Annotated in this window: 15 protein-coding genes; 6 read left to right on the plus strand and 9 right to left on the minus strand. The window is 67.5% G+C overall.

Annotation, left to right across the window (positions count from 1 at the left end; genetic code table 11):
- Positions 1-66 precede the first annotated feature (66 nt).
- The 5 genes from PW734_05320 to PW734_05340 form a co-directional block, all read right to left on the minus strand.
- Positions 67-453: a F0F1 ATP synthase subunit delta gene (locus tag PW734_05320; protein ID MDE1170621.1), complete on the minus strand. Its 387-nt coding sequence runs from the start codon at positions 451-453 to the stop codon at positions 67-69.
- Between the two features lie 22 nt (positions 454-475).
- Entirely contained in the window at positions 476-1,039 is a 564-nt protein-coding gene (gene atpF / locus PW734_05325) for a F0F1 ATP synthase subunit B (protein ID MDE1170622.1), read from the minus strand.
- Between the two features lie 75 nt (positions 1,040-1,114).
- Positions 1,115-1,327 carry an ATP synthase F0 subunit C gene (locus PW734_05330; protein MDE1170623.1) on the minus strand — a complete coding sequence of 71 codons (213 nt, stop codon included), beginning with the start codon at positions 1,325-1,327 and terminating at the stop codon, positions 1,115-1,117.
- 82 nt (positions 1,328-1,409) lie between these two features.
- On the minus strand, positions 1,410-2,273 hold the full coding sequence (locus PW734_05335) for a F0F1 ATP synthase subunit A (protein ID MDE1170624.1): 864 nt from the start codon (positions 2,271-2,273) through the stop codon (positions 1,410-1,412).
- 176 nt (positions 2,274-2,449) lie between these two features.
- Positions 2,450-3,232: a hypothetical protein gene (locus tag PW734_05340; protein ID MDE1170625.1), complete on the minus strand. Its 783-nt coding sequence runs from the start codon at positions 3,230-3,232 to the stop codon at positions 2,450-2,452.
- Between the two features lie 206 nt (positions 3,233-3,438).
- On the opposite strand from PW734_05340, the gene rpsB reads away from it, so the two are divergent.
- The 5 genes from rpsB to PW734_05365 all read left to right on the plus strand — a co-directional run bounded on the left by rpsB (position 3,439) and on the right by PW734_05365 (position 10,983).
- Positions 3,439-4,218, plus strand: coding sequence for a 30S ribosomal protein S2 (gene rpsB / locus PW734_05345; GenBank protein MDE1170626.1), 780 nt, complete (start codon positions 3,439-3,441; stop codon positions 4,216-4,218).
- A gap of 89 nt (positions 4,219-4,307) precedes the next feature.
- Complete coding sequence (gene tsf, locus PW734_05350) at positions 4,308-4,910, plus strand: translation elongation factor Ts (GenBank protein MDE1170627.1); 603 nt, start codon at positions 4,308-4,310, stop codon at positions 4,908-4,910.
- A gap of 132 nt (positions 4,911-5,042) precedes the next feature.
- A complete protein-coding gene (acs, locus tag PW734_05355) occupies positions 5,043-6,989 on the plus strand; it encodes an acetate--CoA ligase (GenBank protein MDE1170628.1) in 1,947 nt (648 codons plus the stop codon).
- 98 nt (positions 6,990-7,087) lie between these two features.
- On the plus strand, positions 7,088-9,382 hold the full coding sequence (pheT, locus tag PW734_05360) for a phenylalanine--tRNA ligase subunit beta (GenBank protein MDE1170629.1): 2,295 nt from the start codon (positions 7,088-7,090) through the stop codon (positions 9,380-9,382).
- A 275-nt stretch (positions 9,383-9,657) separates the two neighbouring features.
- Positions 9,658-10,983 (plus strand): mechanosensitive ion channel, encoded by a 1,326-nt coding sequence (locus PW734_05365; protein ID MDE1170630.1) that lies wholly within the window; start codon positions 9,658-9,660, stop codon positions 10,981-10,983.
- 19 nt (positions 10,984-11,002) lie between these two features.
- Here the strand turns inward: PW734_05365 and PW734_05370 are convergent, their stop codons facing one another.
- From PW734_05370 to PW734_05380, 3 genes are read right to left on the minus strand one after another with little or no spacing between them, the layout of a single operon-like run.
- On the minus strand, positions 11,003-11,608 hold the full coding sequence (locus tag PW734_05370; protein ID MDE1170631.1) for a tRNA (guanosine(46)-N7)-methyltransferase TrmB: 606 nt from the start codon (positions 11,606-11,608) through the stop codon (positions 11,003-11,005).
- On the minus strand, positions 11,605-12,309 hold the full coding sequence (locus tag PW734_05375) for a 2-phosphosulfolactate phosphatase (protein ID MDE1170632.1): 705 nt from the start codon (positions 12,307-12,309) through the stop codon (positions 11,605-11,607). The genes PW734_05370 and PW734_05375 overlap by 4 nt, the downstream gene beginning before the upstream one ends.
- Complete coding sequence (locus tag PW734_05380) at positions 12,310-12,987, minus strand: radical SAM protein (protein ID MDE1170633.1); 678 nt, start codon at positions 12,985-12,987, stop codon at positions 12,310-12,312. It abuts the gene before it with no gap.
- Between the two features lie 75 nt (positions 12,988-13,062).
- On the opposite strand from PW734_05380, the gene PW734_05385 reads away from it, so the two are divergent.
- Positions 13,063-14,607 (plus strand): YifB family Mg chelatase-like AAA ATPase, encoded by a 1,545-nt coding sequence (locus tag PW734_05385; protein ID MDE1170634.1) that lies wholly within the window; start codon positions 13,063-13,065, stop codon positions 14,605-14,607.
- A 67-nt stretch (positions 14,608-14,674) separates the two neighbouring features.
- On the opposite strand, the gene PW734_05390 is transcribed toward PW734_05385, so the two are convergent.
- Positions 14,675-16,195: an aldehyde dehydrogenase family protein gene (locus tag PW734_05390; protein ID MDE1170635.1), complete on the minus strand. Its 1,521-nt coding sequence runs from the start codon at positions 16,193-16,195 to the stop codon at positions 14,675-14,677.
- Between the last annotated feature and the right edge of the window lie 383 nt (positions 16,196-16,578).

Below are 16,578 nucleotides of genomic sequence, written 5' to 3' on the forward strand. Positions count from 1 at the left end.
GCGCTTCGATGTCTTGGAGGAGGGAGCTCATAGGGAGGAGTAGGGTTCGGTTAGATTAAAAGGGGTTTAGGAAAGGGTGAGGGCGCGGAGGCGCTGGCGGACGGAGCCGTCCCACAGCTGGCTGCCCACGCGGAGGCGGACGCCGCCCAGGAGGGTGGGATCGACCTTGTATTCGACGGCCAGGGGGGCGCCGAAGCGCTCTTCCAGGCCTTTGAGGAGGGAGGCGCCTTTGTCCGGCAGCTCGACGGCGGACTCGACGGTGTGGGTGCGCTGGGCGACTTCGATCTCCGCCAGTTTCTTGAGCCGGTGGAGGATGGCCAGGTAGCCGCGGGGCTTTTCTTCCGCGACCTTGCCGATGACGGCGCGCAGGAGGGCCTCGGAGAGCCGCCCGTTCTCCAGGCAGGAGCGGTAGAGCTTGCGGGCCTCGCGGCGGGCTTCGCGGTCGATGCGCATGGGAAGGTCGGGGTGGGGGTCTTTAGTTCCGGGACGTGGCGGCCAGGGTCTCGTCCTGGATGCGCTTCTGGTCGTCGGCGGTGAGGACTTTGCCGGTGGCGCGGCCGGTGGCGTCGACGACCAGGCGCAGGACTTCGCCGCGCAGCTCGCGCAGCATGCGCTCGCGCTCCTGCTCGGTGGCGGCGCGGGCGGCGGCCAGGCTCGCCTCGATTTGGCGGGCGGTTTCCTGCTGCTGTTTCTGGGACTGGAGGTCGGCGATCTGCTTGGCCTCGGCGACGATGGCGTTGGCTTTCTCGTTGGCTTCGGCCAGCAGGGCGGCGCGCTGGGTCTGGGCGGCGGCCAGCTCTTCCTTCACGCGGGCGGCGTTCTCCAGGCTTTCCTTGATGGTGGCCTGGCGCTGCTCGAGGATGGCGAGGATGGGCTGGTAGGCGAAGCGCTTGAGGCAGAGCGCGACGATGACGAAGAGGAAAATCTGGGAGAGGAGGCGCGGTCCGTCGACGCCCATGCTGTAGAAGGTGCCGGCGAGGCCGCTGACGATGCCGGGCTCGGCCTGGGCCTGGGCCAGGAAGAGGGAGGTGGGGATCATGGGTGAGGAGGAGGGGAAGAAGAGGGCGGCCCAAGCCCGGATGAGCCGGGCCGCCCGGGTTCTAGTTACTCTTGGTTACTTAACGAGGAAGAGCGCGTAGAAGAAGATGGACTCGACGAGCGCGATGGAAAGGATCGCGAAGACGAGGACGGTGTTGCGGGCGCCGGGATTGCGGCCGACGGACTCGACGAACTTGGCGCCGACGAGGCCGATGCCGATGGCGACGCCGAGAAGGGCGAGGCCCGCGTGGAGGTTGCCGGTGATTTCCGAGAGGAAGGGAGCGATCATGGGTTTCTGTGTTGGATGGTTGTTTGGGGTTGGCCTTCCCGCCGCGGCTTTTACGCAGTCCGGGGAGGACAAAGGGGTTCTCTTAGTGGTGGCCGCCCTCCTCGGTGGCGTGCTCGTCGTCGTGCCGGCACATCATGGCGATGAAGACGGCGCAGAGGAGGCAGAAGACCAGCGCCTGGACGGCGCCGACCAGCAGCTCGTAGAAATAGAAGGGCAGGGGGATCAGCCAGGAGAGCCAGGGGACGACGCTCATCATGGCGTCGATCATGACCTCGCCGCCGTAGACGTTGCCGTAGAGACGGAAGGTCAGGGCGATGGGGCGGATCAGGATGGAGATGACTTCCAGCACGCCGACGGCCAGGAAGACGAGGGCCATGAGGAGGCCCACGATGCCGGCGAAGTCGCCCTTGGAGCCGAAGATGTGCTTGGCCACGCCGGCGGGGCCGTTGGTGGCGAATGCCCAGTAGGTCCAGAGGACGAAGAAGACCAGGGACATGGCCAGGGGGAGGTTCAGGTCGGCGTTGGCGCCGCGCAGGAAGGGGCGGACCATTTCCAGGTGGTACCAGTGCTCCCCCTCGCCGTAGCCGATGGTGCCGACGCCCGGCAGGAGGCCGAACCAGTTGAGCCCCAGGATGAAGACGAAGAGGGTGGCCAGGAACCAGAAGGTGCGCTTGGCCAGGGCGGCGCCCAGGATGTCGGTCAGGAAGGAAAGGAGGCTTTCGACGACCCACTCGGCCAGGTTCTGCGCGCCGGAGGGGACGGCCTTGATCTTGCGGGTGGCCAGCTGCGCGCCGATGATCAGGAGCGCGGCGACGATCCAGGCCACCAGCATCGAGTTGGTGATGACCAGGGGGCCAAGGTGGAACAGGATGGGGGCGGCCATCGGCAGGCCCCCGGCGTGCTCGGGCGCGGAGGTCGAGGCGGCGGCAACAGCGGCAAGAAACATAGGAATTCCCAATAAGGGGACGAAACCTTTAGGCGGCGGCCATGGCAATGGCAATCCCAAAACAGTCTAAAGACAGCCGGAGGCCTAACTTTCCGGGATCCAAAGGGGGCTGAGGCCCCCTTTGCGTCTGTAAAAACCGCGGCGAAGCCCGGAGAGAGCCGGAGGGGGGGGAGCGGCTACTCCGCCGTGTCCAGCTCCACCGCCTGCGGCTGTTTCGGGGCGGGGCGCCAGTCGGTCGCCAGCTGGCGTTCCTTGGCCTTCAGGGCGGCGTAGATGACGGCTTGCTCGGCATAGGTCCGCCAGGGGCCGGCGGGGACGTCGGCGTCCTCGACGAAGCGCCAGTCGGTCTCTTCCTTGTCGGAGAGGCCCAGGTAGTCGCGGACGGCGGGGGAGATGTCGAGGCCCGCGCGGGTAAAGTCCCGGGGCCGGTCGGAACCGAAGACGTAGGCGGCGTGGTCGGTCCGCAGGGGGCCGACGTCCTGCCATTGGGCGTAGGCGATGTGCCCGTCGCCGCCGCGGATCTGGACCCAGCGGCCCTTGCACTGGGAGACGTAAGGGTGGTCGTTATGCAGGACGGCCGAGTACCAGGGGACGTATTTCCGGGCCAGGTCGGGGTTGGAGACGTCGTTGAAGGGGAGGGCGACGTAGAAGGGGTTCTCCGTGGGGGCAAAGCGCTTCGGCAGGAGCCCGGCGTGGCGGTCGGGGGCGTCGGTGCCGCCGTAGGTCTTGATCCACTGGGCATCCCAGGCGCTGGAGAAATTCTGCGTGGCGGTCAGGTGGTTTGGGTCGGCGCCGATCCAGAAAACGGTGGTGACGATGTGGCGATGCCAGGGGAAGGCGGGGGCCGCCGCGTCCGGCTCGGAAACGTCGGCGCGGGCAACGCAAACTCCTGAATATAAGGCAAAAAGCGTAAAAAATACCCGCAGAAAGGCGGAAGGCGTCGGGGGGTGCGGCGTCATCGGGCGGGGTTCAAATCAGGGGGAAGCTTAATCCAGGCCACCCGGGAGTCAATTCCCGATCGCCCGGGCCGATCGGCTCGCGAATTTCTCCTTGCCAATGCGTACAAAGTCCCTACGGTCAACCTTTCCGCGCCCCGAATCGGCGTAGGAAACAAGCTTTCGATATAGGAAATGAACCGCTAAAACAAATGGCAGGATTACTGGATATGGCAAAGGTCGACGTCAAAGAGTTAATGGAAGCCGGGGTGCACTTCGGCCACCGCACGCAGCGGTGGAACCCCAAGATGAAGCCCTTCATCTTCGAGGCCCGCAACGGCATCTACGTGATCGACCTCAACCAGTCGGCCAAGCAGCTGGAAGTCGCCGCCAATTTCCTGCGCGAGCTCTCCGCCGAGGGGAAGAAAGTCCTCTTCGTCGGCTGCAAGAAGCAGGCCCAGCAGGTCGTCCAGGACCTGGCCCAGCGCAGCGGTTCCTGCTACGTCGCGGAGCGCTGGCTCGGCGGCACCCTGACCAATCTGACCACCATCCGCAAGTCGGTCGCCCGCATGCGCGCCATCGACGAGCTGGAGAAGAGCGGCGGCTTCGACAAGATGCACAAGAAGGAGCTGGCCGCCCTCAAGCGCGAGAGCGTCAAGCTCCACCGCAACCTCGACGGCCTCAAGGATCTCGACAAGCCGCCCGCGGCCCTCGTCATCGTCGACATGGTCCATGAAGGCATCGCCGTCCAGGAAGCCCGCCGTCTGAAGATTCCCATCGTCGCCATCGTCGACACCAATGCCGATCCGGAACTGGCCGACTATCCCATCGCGGGTAATGACGACGCCATCCGCTCCATCCGCGTGATGCTGGAGTCCCTCAACGACGCCATCATCGAAGGCAAGGCCCGCCGCGGCGTGACCCCCGCCGGCTCCGAGGAGAAGGACCAGGATCTGGCCCGCTCCGCGGCCCCCGCCGACGAAGTGGCCATGACCGGCGTCTCCGCCTAAGTCTGTAACCCTCTAGACCTCGGCGGGCGTCCCCAAAAAGTGGGCCGCCCGCCGTTCGTTTTCCAAACCCCCACCCCTATCTTTTCCCTATGAGCGCTGTTGAAATCGCCCCCGAACTCGTCAAGAAGCTGCGTGACCAGACCGGCGCCGGCATGATGGACTGCAAGAAGGCCCTGCTGGAAACCAAGGGCGACCTGGAAGCGGCCGAAGTCTGGCTGCGCAAGAAGGGCTCCGCCGGAGCCGCCAAGAAGGCCGGCCGCGAGGCCAAGGACGGCGTCATCGGCTCCTACATCCACGCCGGCGAGAAGGTCGGCGTCCTCATCGAGATCAATTGCGAGACCGACTTCGTCGCCCGCACCCCGGCCTTCCGCGAGCTGGTCAAGGACCTGACCCTGCAAGTCGCCGCCGCCTCCCCCCGCTACGTCAGCCGGGAAGAGGTGCCCCAGGCGGAGATCGACAAGGAAAAGGAAGTCGCCGCCGAGACCGTCAAAGGCAAGCCCGAGAACGTCGTCGAGAAAATCGTCTCCGGCAAGCTCGACAAATACTTCGCCACGGTCTGCCTCCTGGAGCAGGGCTTCATCAAGGACCCCAACGTGGTGGTCCGCGACCTGATCGCCGCCAAGATCGCGGAATTGGGTGAAAACATCGTCGTCCGCCGCTTCTCCCGCTTCCAGCTGGGCGAGAGCCTCTGAGTTAAGGGCACGGCCTGAAGCACAAAAAAACCGGCAGGACTTCGGTCTCGCCGGTTTTTTCGTGCCTGGAGCGGGAAACAACTAGTTTTAATTGTCAGAATCGCCTGGGTGGCGCAGATTCGAGGGACGACTATGTCGTCCTCCATCGACTCGGTGCTCCAGGAAAAGCGGGTTTTCCGCCCTGCCGCCCCCTTCCTCAAGAAAGCGCGCCTCTCCGGCCGCGCCGCATACGAAAAACTCTACAAGCAGTCCCTCCGCGACCCGGAGAAGTTCTGGAAAAAGCAGGCCGCTGAGCTTTCCTGGGCAAAGCCTTTCAAGAAGGTCCTCCAGTGGAAGGCGCCGCACGCCAAATGGTTCGTCGGCGGCAAGCTGAACGTCTCCTACAACTGCATCGACCGCCATATCGAGGCGGGCCGCGGCCAGCAGGCCGCCCTCATCTGGGAAGGGGAGCCGGGCGATTCCCGCACCCTCACCTACCGCCAGCTCCACCGGGAGGTCTGCTTCTTCGCCAACGTGCTGAAGAAGCACGGCGTCCGCGCGGGGGACCGCGTCGTCATCTACCTGCCCATGATCCCGGAGGCGGCCGTGGCCATGCTGGCCTGCGCCCGCATCGGCGCGGTCCACAGCGTCGTCTTCGGCGGCTTCAGCGCGGAGGCGGTGCGGGACCGCATCGCCGACTGCGGGGCCAAGATCGTCGTCACCGCCGACGGCGGCTACCGGCGCGGCGCGGCCGTCGGCCTTAAGGGGACCGTGGACCAGGCCCTCGCTTCCGGCCAGACGGGGGTGAAGACCGTCCTCGTCGTCCGCCGGACCGGCGCGGAGATGGCCATGCAGCCGGGCCGCGACCTCTGGTGGCATGAGGAGGCGAAGACCGTCTCCGCCGATTGCCCGCCCGTGCCCCTGGACAGCGAGCACCCCCTCTTCATCCTCTACACCAGCGGCTCCACCGGGAAGCCGAAGGGGATCCTCCACACCACCGGCGGCTACCTCCTGGGGGCGCTGCTCACCACCCGCTGGGCCTTCGACCTGCGGGAAGGGGACCTCTTCTTCTGCACCGCCGACGTCGGCTGGATCACCGGGCACAGCTACGTCGTCTACGGCATTTTGGCCAACGGCGGCACCTCCCTCCTCTACGAAGGGGCGCCCAACCATCCCCAGCCCGACCGCTTCTGGGAAATCGTCGAGAAATACCAAGTCGACATCCTCTACACCGCCCCCACCGCCATCCGCGCCTGCATCAAGTGGGGGGACGAGTGGCCGGCGAAGCACGACCTCTCCTCCCTGCGCGTCCTGGGCACCGTCGGCGAGCCGATCAATCCCGAGGCCTGGATCTGGTTCTACGAGAAGATCGGCGGCAAGCGCTGCCCGATCGTCGACACCTGGTGGCAGACGGAGACCGGCAGCCACATGATCCTGCCCCTGCCCGGCGTGCCGATGAAACCGGGCGCGGCGGGCCTCCCCTTCTTCGGCGTGGAGGCCGCCGTCGTCGACGAGCAGGGCAAGGACGTGCCCCCCGGCAAGGGCGGCAAGCTCGTCATCCGCCGCCCCTGGCCCTCCATGCTCCGCACCATCCACGGCGACGACCAGCGCTACGCCGACGCCTACTGGAAGGAAGTGCCCGGCGCCTACTTCACCGGCGACGGCGCGCGGCGGGACAAGGACGGCTACTTCTGGATCGTCGGCCGGATCGACGACGTACTGAACGTCTCCGGCCACCGGCTGGGCACCTCGGAGATCGAGAGCGCCCTGGTCACCCATCCCCAGGTGGCGGAGGCGGCGGCCGTCGGCCGTCCCGACCCGCTGAAGGGGCAGGGCGTCGTCGTCTTCGTCACCGTGAAGTCGGGCATCGTCCCGGCGCCCGATCTGGCCGACGCGCTGCGGCAGCACGTGGGCCGGCAGATCGGCCCCATTGCCCGCCCGGACGAGGTCCGCTTCGCCGAGGCGCTGCCGAAGACCCGCTCCGGCAAGATCATGCGCCGCCTCCTCAAGGAAATCGCCGCCGGCGGCGAGGTGAAGGGGGACGTCACCGCCCTGGACGACTTCCACAGCCTTTCCAAGCTGCGGGGGATCGAGGACTGATCAAGACGCAGAGGGAGGGAAGGCCCTCCCTCTGGACTCCCGCCCTCCGGTTGACGGGCTTGATTCCCGATGGGGCCGCCTTATTCTAGGCGGCTCCCATGAAATTCTCGCTCCGCTGGCTCCAGGACTACATCGAGATCGCCCTCCCGGTCGACGCGCTCGCCGAGCGCCTCACGCAGGGCGGCACGGAGGTGGAGGGGATCGAGAAGCACGGCGTCGACGACCCGAACCTCGTCGTCGGCGAGGTCTTGAGCTTCGTCCAGCACCCGAACGCCGACCGGCTCCGGCTTTGCAAGGTTTCCACCGGCACGGAAGAGCGGCAGATCGTCTGCGGGGCCAAGAATTTCAACGTGGGCGACCGGGTGCCGCTGGCCCTCCCCGGCGCGCGCCTGCCCGGCGACTTCGTCATCAAGGAGAGCAAGCTGCGCGGCGAGCTTTCCCAGGGCATGATGTGCTCGGCCAAGGAGCTGAACCTGGCGGAGGACGCCGAGGGGCTCTTCATTCTTCCCGCGGGCACGCCCTTCGGGCCTTTTTCCGCCGTCTGTCCGCCCGACACGTTCATCGATGTCGAGGTGACGCCGAACCGGCCCGACCTCCTTTCCTACCGCGGCCTGGCGCGGGAATTGGCCGCGCTGGGGTGCGGCACGCTAAAGGCGCCGCCCGCCGCTCCCGCCCTTTCCTGGCCGCAGGAGGCCTCCGGCTGGGCGGTGGCGCTGGAAGACGAAGGCTGCCCGCTCTATTCGGTCACGGTGCTGGAAGGGGTCAAGGTCGGCCCCAGCCCGGCGTGGCTCCAGGAGAAGATCGCCGCCACCGGCCACCGGCCGATCAACAACGTCGTCGACATCACCAACTTCGTCCTCTGGGAAATGGGGCAGCCGCTCCACGCGTTCGACGCGGCGAAGCTTTCCGGCAAGAAGATTGCCGTCCGCTCCGCGCGGGCGGGAGAGATTTTGGCCGCCCTGGACGACCAGACCTACGCTTTGGCCGCCGGGGACCTCGTCATCGCCGATGAGGCGAAGCCCCACGCCCTCGCGGGCGTGATCGGCGGGAAGGAGAGCGGTGTTTCCGACGCGACGACGACCGTCGCCCTGGAGGCCGCCTGGTTCGTGCCGGGCCGGGTCCGCGCCAGCGGCCGCCGCCTGGGCATCCTGACCGACGCCGCCTACCGCTATGAGCGCCGGGTCGATCCCGCCGGGGTCTTCGCCGCGCGGGACCGGGCGATCGCCCTCCTGCAGGAACTGTGCGGGGCGCGCATCGCCGGGGCTTCCGTCGTGGCGGGCAATCCGCCCGCCGGGCGCGTCCCCATCACGCTCCGCGCGGAGCGGCTGGACCGCGTTCTCGGCGCGCCGGTGGCGGCGGCGGAGACGGAGCGGCTCCTGGGCAGCCTGGGCGTGGAGAAGCGGGCGGAGGGCTGGCAGCCGCCCTCCTTCCGGCACGACCTGGAAGCGGAAATCGATTTGATCGAGGAAGTCGCCCGCCTGCGCGGCCTGGCCGACCTGCCGGGCCGGGTCAGCCTGGGCTGGGTGCCGGAGAGCGAGGCCGACCGCGTCCACGACAAGGCCGCCCGCCTGCGCGCCGCCCTGGCCGCGCGCGGCTGGCAGGAGTGCCTGACGGAGGCGATGGGCGAGGCCGCCCACTACGCCGACGCGCCGGAGGCGCTGGAGGTGGCCAACCCGATCAACGCGCAGTTCACCCACCTGCGCCCGAATCTGCGGGAGGGCCTCCTGGCCGTCGCCGCGCGGAACGTGGCGAAGGGGAACGCCTCCCTGCGCCTCTTCGAGCTGGGCCGCGTCTACGTCCGGCGGGAGGGGAAGATCGTGGAGGAGACCCGGCTGGGCCTTCTCTGCCTGGGGGCGGAGCCCGCCACCTGGACGGCGCGGGAGCGCGCGGCCGATTTCTATGACCTGAAGGGCATCGGCGATTTCCTGGAGGCCGAGGCGGGCCTGGGCGACGCCACGCGCCTGGAGCGCGGCCCCGTCCCCACGGCCGCCGCGAAGCGGCACGATTTGAAGGCGAAGGCCTTCTACGCCGAATATCACGCGGAGGGCTGGCTGCGCCACGCCGAGGCGCCGCGCCTCTTCCAAGGCCTGCCCACCTTCCCCGCCGTCCGGCGGGACGTGGCGGTGGTGGTGAAGCGGGATGTGCCCCAGGAGGCGGTCCGCCGCGCGATCCTGGACGCCTCTTCCGCCGCCGGGGCGCTGGAGGACCTCCGCCTCTTCGACGTCTTCGAGGACGCGAAGGGGGAGAAGATCGCCGCCGACAAAAAATCTTTGGCCTACGCCTTGACTTATCGCCTCAAGGACCGAACGTTGACGGACAAGGAAGTGAACGGCTGGCAGGAGACCCTGCGCGCCTCCTTGCGCGGCGCCTTGGGTTGCGAATTTCGCGAATAGCCGGGCACCCCGTTCTTTACCAGTTTTCGGAAACTTTGGCCCGGGAAGGCGTCGCCCTTCCCGCCGCCGCACCCTTTACCCTGCGGTGCCCGTGCTTGGAGTGCATGTCTCTCTGCCGATAAGTTAACAAATGAAGAAGCCTTAGCGTGGTTGAACCGACGCCGGGCCTTCACTGGAAGGCGGACTTCAAACAGCCGCTTCATTCCTAAACATAAAATGGTCGAAAGATCCCATTCACACGACATCGCGGGGTAAATCTTTTTCAAGAGTCTGTTATGAATCATTGGCATCCCTCCCAAACCGTCCTGGGCCTTATCCTGCTGGCCGGAACGGTCCTGGTTTCCCTCCTTGTCTGGACGATCAACCGCCGCGCCAAGCCCGCCGTGGTGGCGGAGCCGGGGGAGCGGACGATCTGGAATTACCTCCTTTCCGCCGTCTCCGCGCCGCTCCAGTTCGCCATTTGGTATTACGGGGCTTTCTTCGGCCTGCCCCTGCTGCTGCATTGGATTGCGCCGCAGTGGGAGGCGGCGATGTCGCCCCACCTGCGCGGCTATTTCTGGCACCTGGGGCTCATCATCTCCTTCTTCTGGTTCCTTTACCGGATGGTTTCCCTGGTGGAGGACCGGCTGGCCCATCGCGCCGCCCACACGCCCAGCGCGCTGGACGACTTCCTCTTCCCCGTGGTCATCATGTCGCTGCGCACCTTCATCCCGCTCATCGGGCTGGCGGTGCTCCTGCAGGTGACGGCGGTGCCGCCGCACGTCCTTTCCCTGCTGCGCCTGGCGTTGGCCATGGGCTCCATCCTGGCCGTGGGCGTGATCTGCAACCGCGCCATCCTGGTCGGGGAAAAGACGATCCTGGCCCGCGTCGACCTGCAGGATCCGGCCAGCTACGACTCGGCGGGCGTGCAGACGCGCGTCCGCATCCTGCGGAAGTTCGCCGTCGTCTTCGTCTGGCTGCTCGTCCTGGCCGGCATCCTCATGCTTTTCCAGGAGGTGCGGACGGTGGGCAAGTCGCTCCTGGCCTCCGCGGGCCTGGGCGCGCTGGCGCTGACCTTCGCGGCCAACCAGAGCCTGTCCACGCTTTTCGCGGGCCTGCAGATCGCCTTCACCCAGCCGATCCGCCTGGGGGACCGCGTGATCGTGCAGGGGGAATTCGGCTTCATCGAGGAGATCACCTTTACCTTCGTCGTCGTCCGCACCTGGGATCTGCGACGCCTGGTCGTGCCGATCAACTTTTTCATCCAGCAGCCCTTCCAGAATTGGAGCCGGGGCGATACCCAGTTGGCCACGGTGTTTATCCGCGTCGACTTCACCGCGCCGGTGGAGGAGCTGCGGCGGCTGATGGGGGAGTGGCTGAAGGAGGCCAAGTGGTGGGACGGCCAGACCTACGCCATGCACGTGACGGGCTCGGACGCGGTGAGCATGGAGCTGCGCGTCATCGCCAGCGGCCCGGTGGCGAATGGGGCCGACCTGCAATACTGGATCCGGGAGCGGCTCTTGACCTACCTGCGGGACAACTATCCCGACGCACTGCCCCAGGCCCGGCAGATCAACATCAACCCGACGGCCCACCAGAAGCCGCCCGCCCCGCCGGCCTGATTCCGAATAGCTGCCGGCCTTAGGCCTTCCGCAGCAGGACGGTGTGGATCGGCTTCCCTTCGGCGCGGAAGGCCGCCTCGAAGTCGGTCTGCGGGAAATCCCAATCGGACGCCCCCGGCGCGTAGCCGGGCGCGGCGGCGCAGACCTCCCGGCCGTGCTCGGCGTAGGGCGGATCGTCCGTGACGAAGCGGAAGAGGCCGCCCGGCTTCAGCACGCGCGCGGCGGCGGCCAGGAAGGGAAGCTGCAGGGTGCGCCGCTCGTGGTGGCGGCGTTTCGGCCAGGGATCGGGGAAGAGGAGGTGGATCTCGTCGACCGACGCGGGCGGGCAGAGCCGTTCCAGGACGTAGGCCGATTCCAGCCGCAGGACGCGGACGTTCGGCGTCTCCTCCCCCGGCCGCGCGGCGCGGCGGGCGATCTTCCGCGCCCGGCCTAGGAGGCGCTCCACGGCCAGGACGCCCGCCGCGGGCCGCTGGCGCGCGTAGGCCAGGGTGAAGCCGCCGTCCCCGGCCCCGAGGTCGAGGATGACCTGCTCCGGGTTGCGGAAAAGTTCCTCCCAGGAAAGGGGGCGGAGGATGTCGGGTTCCAGGAAGACGCGGTCGGCCGCGGGGGAAAGGGTCTTTTTCATGCGGTGAGGCGGACGGCGCGCAGCCCGGCATGGTCCTCGACCTCGCCCCGGGGGACAAGGGCGAAGCGGTCGATGGGCAGGGTGGCGCCGATGTCCTCCCCCAGGCCGAGGGTTTGAAGACGGCGGCCGTTGACCGTGCGGCGCAGGAAGGCGGCCGGATCGGCGCCCCACGCGCGCCAGAGCGCGGCGGCGGGGTGGGCGGGCTGGAGCCGCTCCGCCAGGGCAGAGACGACGAGGGCGTCTTCCAGGGAGAAGTCAGCCTCCGTCCCCGCGCAGAGGAGGGCGACTTCCTCTTCTCCCGCCAGCGCGGCGGCGACGGCGGAGAGGTTCAGGAAGCTGGCGGCGTGGATCGCCCGCGCCCCGGCGCAGGCCAGGAGGGCGACGGTGCCGTTGGTGGTGGTGTGGACGATCGTGCGGCCCGCGACGCGTTCCGCCGTCATCTCCCGCGGGGAGTTGCCCAGGTCGAAGCCTTCCAGGGGGATGCCCTTGCGCTCCCCCGCCAGGAGGGCGCCGGGCAGCCGCTGCCGGAGGGCGCGGGCTTCCTCCACGGTCCGCACGGCCAGGATGGAGGCGGCCCCGGCGGCCAGCGCGGTGACCTGGGTGGAGGTGGCGCGGAGCTGGTCGACGACGGCGCAGGCCTCTTCCGACCCCGGGCGGAAGGCGGCGATCTGGGCGGGGGTGTAGATGACGCGGAGACGCATTTAGACGCCCCGGGTGCTGGGATCCCAAATGATCTTGTGAAGCTGCACCTGGAGGCGGACCGGGTAGAGGGCGGCCAGGTTGTCGGCCACGATCGTTTCCGCCAGCGCCTGCAGGTCGATCTTCCCCCAGACGGGGGAAAAGAGGACGGAGGCGACGCGGCCCGGCCAGTCGCCCGCGGCGAGCTGCTCCTTCGCCCAGGCGTAGTCCTCCATCGTGCCGACGACGAATTTCACCTCGTCCCGGGGGCCGAGGTGGGCGAGGTTGGCGGCCAGGTTCCGGCCCGATTCGCCGCTGGAGGGGCATTTGAGGTCCATGATCCGGTGGACGCGGGGGTCGACGGGGGCGATGTCATGCGCGCCGCTCGTTTCCAGGAGGACGGTGTAGCCCGCGTCGGCCAGGGCGGTCATGAGGGGGTGGACGTTCTTTTGCAGGAGCGGCTCCCCGCCGGTCACCTCCACCAGCGGACAGCCGTAGGCGGCGACCTTTTCCAGGATGGCGGCGAGGGGCTGCTTCTTCCCCTCGTAGAAGGCGTACTCGGTGTCGCAGTAGGTGCAGCGCAGGTCGCACGCGGTGAGGCGGATGAAGACGCAGGGCCGCCCGGCGAAGGTGCTTTCCCCCTGGATGCTGTGGAAGATCTCGTTGATCGTCAGGGCGGGGATGGGGGCGGCGGCGGTCATGGAAGGGGAGGAGCGTAGCAAAGCGGGGCGCAACGCGCCCTCGCTTTTTTGCGGCAAAGCACTAATTTCGGCACCGTGCTGGCCAAGATTCATTCCGCCGCCGTCTGGGGCGTGGAGGCCGTGGGCGTCGAGGTGGAGGTCAACAACACCTGGGGCGACTACGACACGAAGGTCGTCGGCCTGCCGGACGCGGCGGTCCGCGAGAGCTGCCACCGGGTCTACACCGCCCTGCAAAACTCGGGCTACAAGAACCCCCTGGGCCGCACGACGATCAACCTGGCCCCCGCCGACATCCGCAAGGAGGGCCCCAGCTTTGACCTGCCGATGGCCCTGGGCCTCCTGGCCGCCACCGACCAGCTGGGGACGGCGGCGCCGCCCGACCTGGACGCCTTTCTCATCGTCGGCGAGCTGGCCCTTTCCGGGGAGGTCCGCCAGGTGCGCGGCGTGCTGCCCACCGTCCTGGAGGCGCGCCGCCAGGGACGCCGGGCGGTCATGGTCCCCCTGGCCAACGCGGCGGAGGCGGCCCTCGTCTCCGGCGTGGAGATCTATCCCGTGGGCACGCTGCGCCAGGCGGCGGAGCTTCTGGCGGGGACGGCCGCGCCCGCGCCGGCCGCCCTGCCGGCGGACGCCGCCGCGGGAGAGGAATGGCACGAGTTCGATTTCGCCGAGGTGAAGGGACAGGAGAGTGCCAAGCGGGCGATCGAGATCGCCGTGGCGGGCGGGCACAACCTGCTCATGATCGGCCCGCCGGGCAGCGGTAAGTCGATGCTGGCCAAGCGGATCCCCTCCATCTTCCCCCCGCTCTCCCTGGAGGAGGCGATCGAGGCGACGAAGATCCACTCCGTCGCCGGGCTCCTCCCGCCGGGGCAGCCGGTCCTGCGCCGCCGGGCCTTCCGCGCGCCGCACCACACCATTTCCGACGTGGGGCTGATCGGCGGCTCCTCCAACCCTTCCCCGGGGGAAGTGAGCCTGGCCCACCACGGCGTTCTCTTCCTGGACGAGCTGCCGGAGTTCAAGCGGAGCGCGCTGGAAGTCCTGCGGCAGCCGCTGGAGGACGGCCACGTCACCATCTCCCGCGCGGCGGGCACGCTCACCTTTCCCGCCCAGTTCATGCTGGTGGCGGCGATGAATCCGACGCCCACGGGCGGCTTCGGCGACGCGCAGCGGGGCAAGTGCACGCCGCTGCAGGTGCAGAAATACCTCAACAAGATTTCCGGGCCGCTTCTGGACCGCATCGACCTGCACATCGAGGTCCCCGCCCTGAAGCACGAGCAGCTGCTGGAGCAGCGCGGCGCGGCGGAGCCCTCCTCCGCCATCCGCGCGCGCATCCTGGCGGCGCGTGAGGTGCAGCGCGGGCGCTTTGAAAAGGGCCGCCGCCGCGTGGCGTGCAACGCGCAGATGGGCCCGGCGGAGCTAAAGAAATTCTGCGTGCTGGACGAGGCCTCCCGCGAGTTTCTCCGCATGGCGCTGGACGACCTGAAGCTCTCCGCCCGCGCCTACGACCGGATTTTGAAGGTGGCCCGCACCATCGCCGACCTGGGCGGCGAGGAGGCGGTGGGGGAGGCGGCGATCGCCGAGGCGGTCCAGTTCCGCTCCCTGGACCGGCAGATCTGGGGTTAGTCTTCCAAGCAAAAGGGCGGCGGACCCGGAGGCCCGCCGCCCTTGTATTCAAGCAGCTCCGAAGGGATCAGAGCGCCACGCAGACCGCCTTGGTCTCCGTGTAGAGCTCAAGGACTTCCTTCCCCATTTCCCGACCCCAGCCGGACTGCTTGTAGCCGCCGAAGGGCATGGCCGCGTCGAAGACGTTGTGGCAGTTCACCCAGACGGTTCCCGCGCGGAGCGCGGCGGCGGCGCGGTGGGCCTTGGAGATGTCCCGCGTCCAGACGCTGGCGGCCAGGCCGAACTCGGAGTCGTTGGCCTGGGCGATGACCTCGTCAAAGTCCTGGAAGGGCTGGGCGACGACGACGGGGCCGAAGATTTCCTCCCGCACGATCTGCATGTCGGGCCGGATGTCGGTGAAGACGGTGGGGGCGACGAAGTAGCCGCGCCCTTCCGGGGACTTGGCCCCGGCGACGGCGCAGGCGCCCTGCTTGAGGCCGGAGTTGATGAAGCCGTTGACGCGCGCGTGCTGTTCCTTGGACACGAGCGGGCCCATTTCCGTCTGCGGATCCAGGCCGTGGCCCAGGCGGATGTTCCGCGCGCGCTCCGCGACTCCCTCGACGACGCGGTCGAAGAGGTCCTTGTGCACGTAGAGGCGGGACCCCGCGCAGCAGCACTGGCCGTGGTTGAAGAAGATCGCGTTGGCCGCTCCGGCGATGGCGGCGTCGACGTCGGCCACGTCGGGGAAGACGATGGCGGGGGACTTGCCGCCCAGTTCCAGGGTCACTTTCTTCAAGTTGCCCGCCGCGGCGCGGACGATGATTTTTCCGACTTCCGTGGAGCCGGTAAAGGCGATCTTGTCGATGCCCGGATGGCTCGCCATCGGGCCGCCGGCCGCTTCGCCGAAGCCGGTGATGACGTTCAGGACGCCCGGGGGCAGGCCCGCTTCCAGGGCCAGTTCCGCCAGGTAGAGGGCGGAAAGGGGGGTCTGCTCGGCGGGTTTGAGGACGACGCAGTTGCCCGTCGCCAAGGCCGGCCCCAGCTTCCAGGCCGCCATGAGAAGGGGGAAGTTCCAGGGGATGACCTGGGCGATGACGCCGACCGGCTCCCGCAGGGTGTAGGCGTGGAATTTGGCGCCGGGCGCGTAGGGGACGCTGATGGAAATGGTGCTGCCTTCCAGCTTCGTCGTCCAGCCCGCCATATAATGGAAGAGGTCGGCGGCCAGGGGCACGTCGGCCACGGTGGAGATGGCGATGGGCTTGCCGTTGTCGAGGGACTCCAACTCGGCTAACTCCTTCTGGTGCTTGAGGATAAGATCGCCGATCCGCCAAAGCACCTTCCCCCGCTCGGAGGCGGTCATCTGCCGCCAGGGACCGGACTCGAAGGCTTGGCGGGCGGCGAGAACCGCCTTGTCAACGTCAGGCGCGGTGCCTTCGGCGACCTGGGCGATTTCCTCGCCCGTGGCCGGGTCATGGACGGCAAAAGTCTTGCCGGTGGAGGCCGGAACCCATTTCCCGCCGATCAAAAGCTGCTTCGGCTTGGCCAAAAAAGCCCGGATTTCTTTGGAAAGGCGATCGGCGGTGCGCGTGAGGGGAGAATTAGTCGTCATAGGGGAGAAAAATGATCTGCCAAAAAAATCAAAAGAGCAATCGAAACAACACTTGCTTAATTTTCATTAACGAGAAATATTAAATAATGTTTTTATTTGCCTCACTCCTCACTTATAGGGAAATTACTTAGAAGGCGTTTATCGCTTTTGGAACGCTGGAAATACGATAGGCTTTTCGAATCATAACCGCTTTAGAATCACCCTTTTTCATAGATTTTATCTAAATCCCCCCGTTAAGTTCATTAACAGTCATTAAATCAGTGAGTTACGTTGAGAAAAAGGTGCTGCCTTTTTCTTCCAACACAGGGGCCTCGGTGGAAGTTCGGCGCATCTGCAAACGCGCGCGTTTTGCGGGGATGCTCTTGCTTGTCTCCATTTTCCTT

Source organism: Verrucomicrobium sp., from assembly GCA_028283855.1.
Classification (GTDB): Bacteria; Verrucomicrobiota; Verrucomicrobiia; order Methylacidiphilales; family GAS474; genus GAS474.

What these genes read in the sequence shown, in the direction of transcription:
- PW734_05320 (MDE1170621.1), bottom strand. Translation starts at nt 453, where the DNA reads ATGCGCATCGACCGCGAAGCCCGCCGCGAGGCCCGCAAGCTCTACCGC.
- atpF (MDE1170622.1), bottom strand. Translation starts at nt 1,039, where the DNA reads ATGATCCCCACCTCCCTCTTCCTGGCCCAGGCCCAGGCCGAGCCCGGC.
- PW734_05330 (MDE1170623.1), bottom strand. Translation starts at nt 1,327, where the DNA reads ATGATCGCTCCCTTCCTCTCGGAAATCACCGGCAACCTCCACGCGGGC.
- PW734_05335 (MDE1170624.1), bottom strand. Translation starts at nt 2,273, where the DNA reads ATGTTTCTTGCCGCTGTTGCCGCCGCCTCGACCTCCGCGCCCGAGCAC.
- PW734_05340 (MDE1170625.1), bottom strand. Translation starts at nt 3,232, where the DNA reads ATGACGCCGCACCCCCCGACGCCTTCCGCCTTTCTGCGGGTATTTTTT.
- rpsB (MDE1170626.1), top strand. Translation starts at nt 3,439, where the DNA reads ATGGCAAAGGTCGACGTCAAAGAGTTAATGGAAGCCGGGGTGCACTTC.
- tsf (MDE1170627.1), top strand. Translation starts at nt 4,308, where the DNA reads ATGAGCGCTGTTGAAATCGCCCCCGAACTCGTCAAGAAGCTGCGTGAC.
- acs (MDE1170628.1), top strand. Translation starts at nt 5,043, where the DNA reads ATGTCGTCCTCCATCGACTCGGTGCTCCAGGAAAAGCGGGTTTTCCGC.
- pheT (MDE1170629.1), top strand. Translation starts at nt 7,088, where the DNA reads ATGAAATTCTCGCTCCGCTGGCTCCAGGACTACATCGAGATCGCCCTC.
- PW734_05365 (MDE1170630.1), top strand. Translation starts at nt 9,658, where the DNA reads ATGAATCATTGGCATCCCTCCCAAACCGTCCTGGGCCTTATCCTGCTG.
- PW734_05370 (MDE1170631.1), bottom strand. Translation starts at nt 11,608, where the DNA reads ATGAAAAAGACCCTTTCCCCCGCGGCCGACCGCGTCTTCCTGGAACCC.
- PW734_05375 (MDE1170632.1), bottom strand. Translation starts at nt 12,309, where the DNA reads ATGCGTCTCCGCGTCATCTACACCCCCGCCCAGATCGCCGCCTTCCGC.
- PW734_05380 (MDE1170633.1), bottom strand. Translation starts at nt 12,987, where the DNA reads ATGACCGCCGCCGCCCCCATCCCCGCCCTGACGATCAACGAGATCTTC.
- PW734_05390 (MDE1170635.1), bottom strand. Translation starts at nt 16,195, where the DNA reads ATGACGACTAATTCTCCCCTCACGCGCACCGCCGATCGCCTTTCCAAA.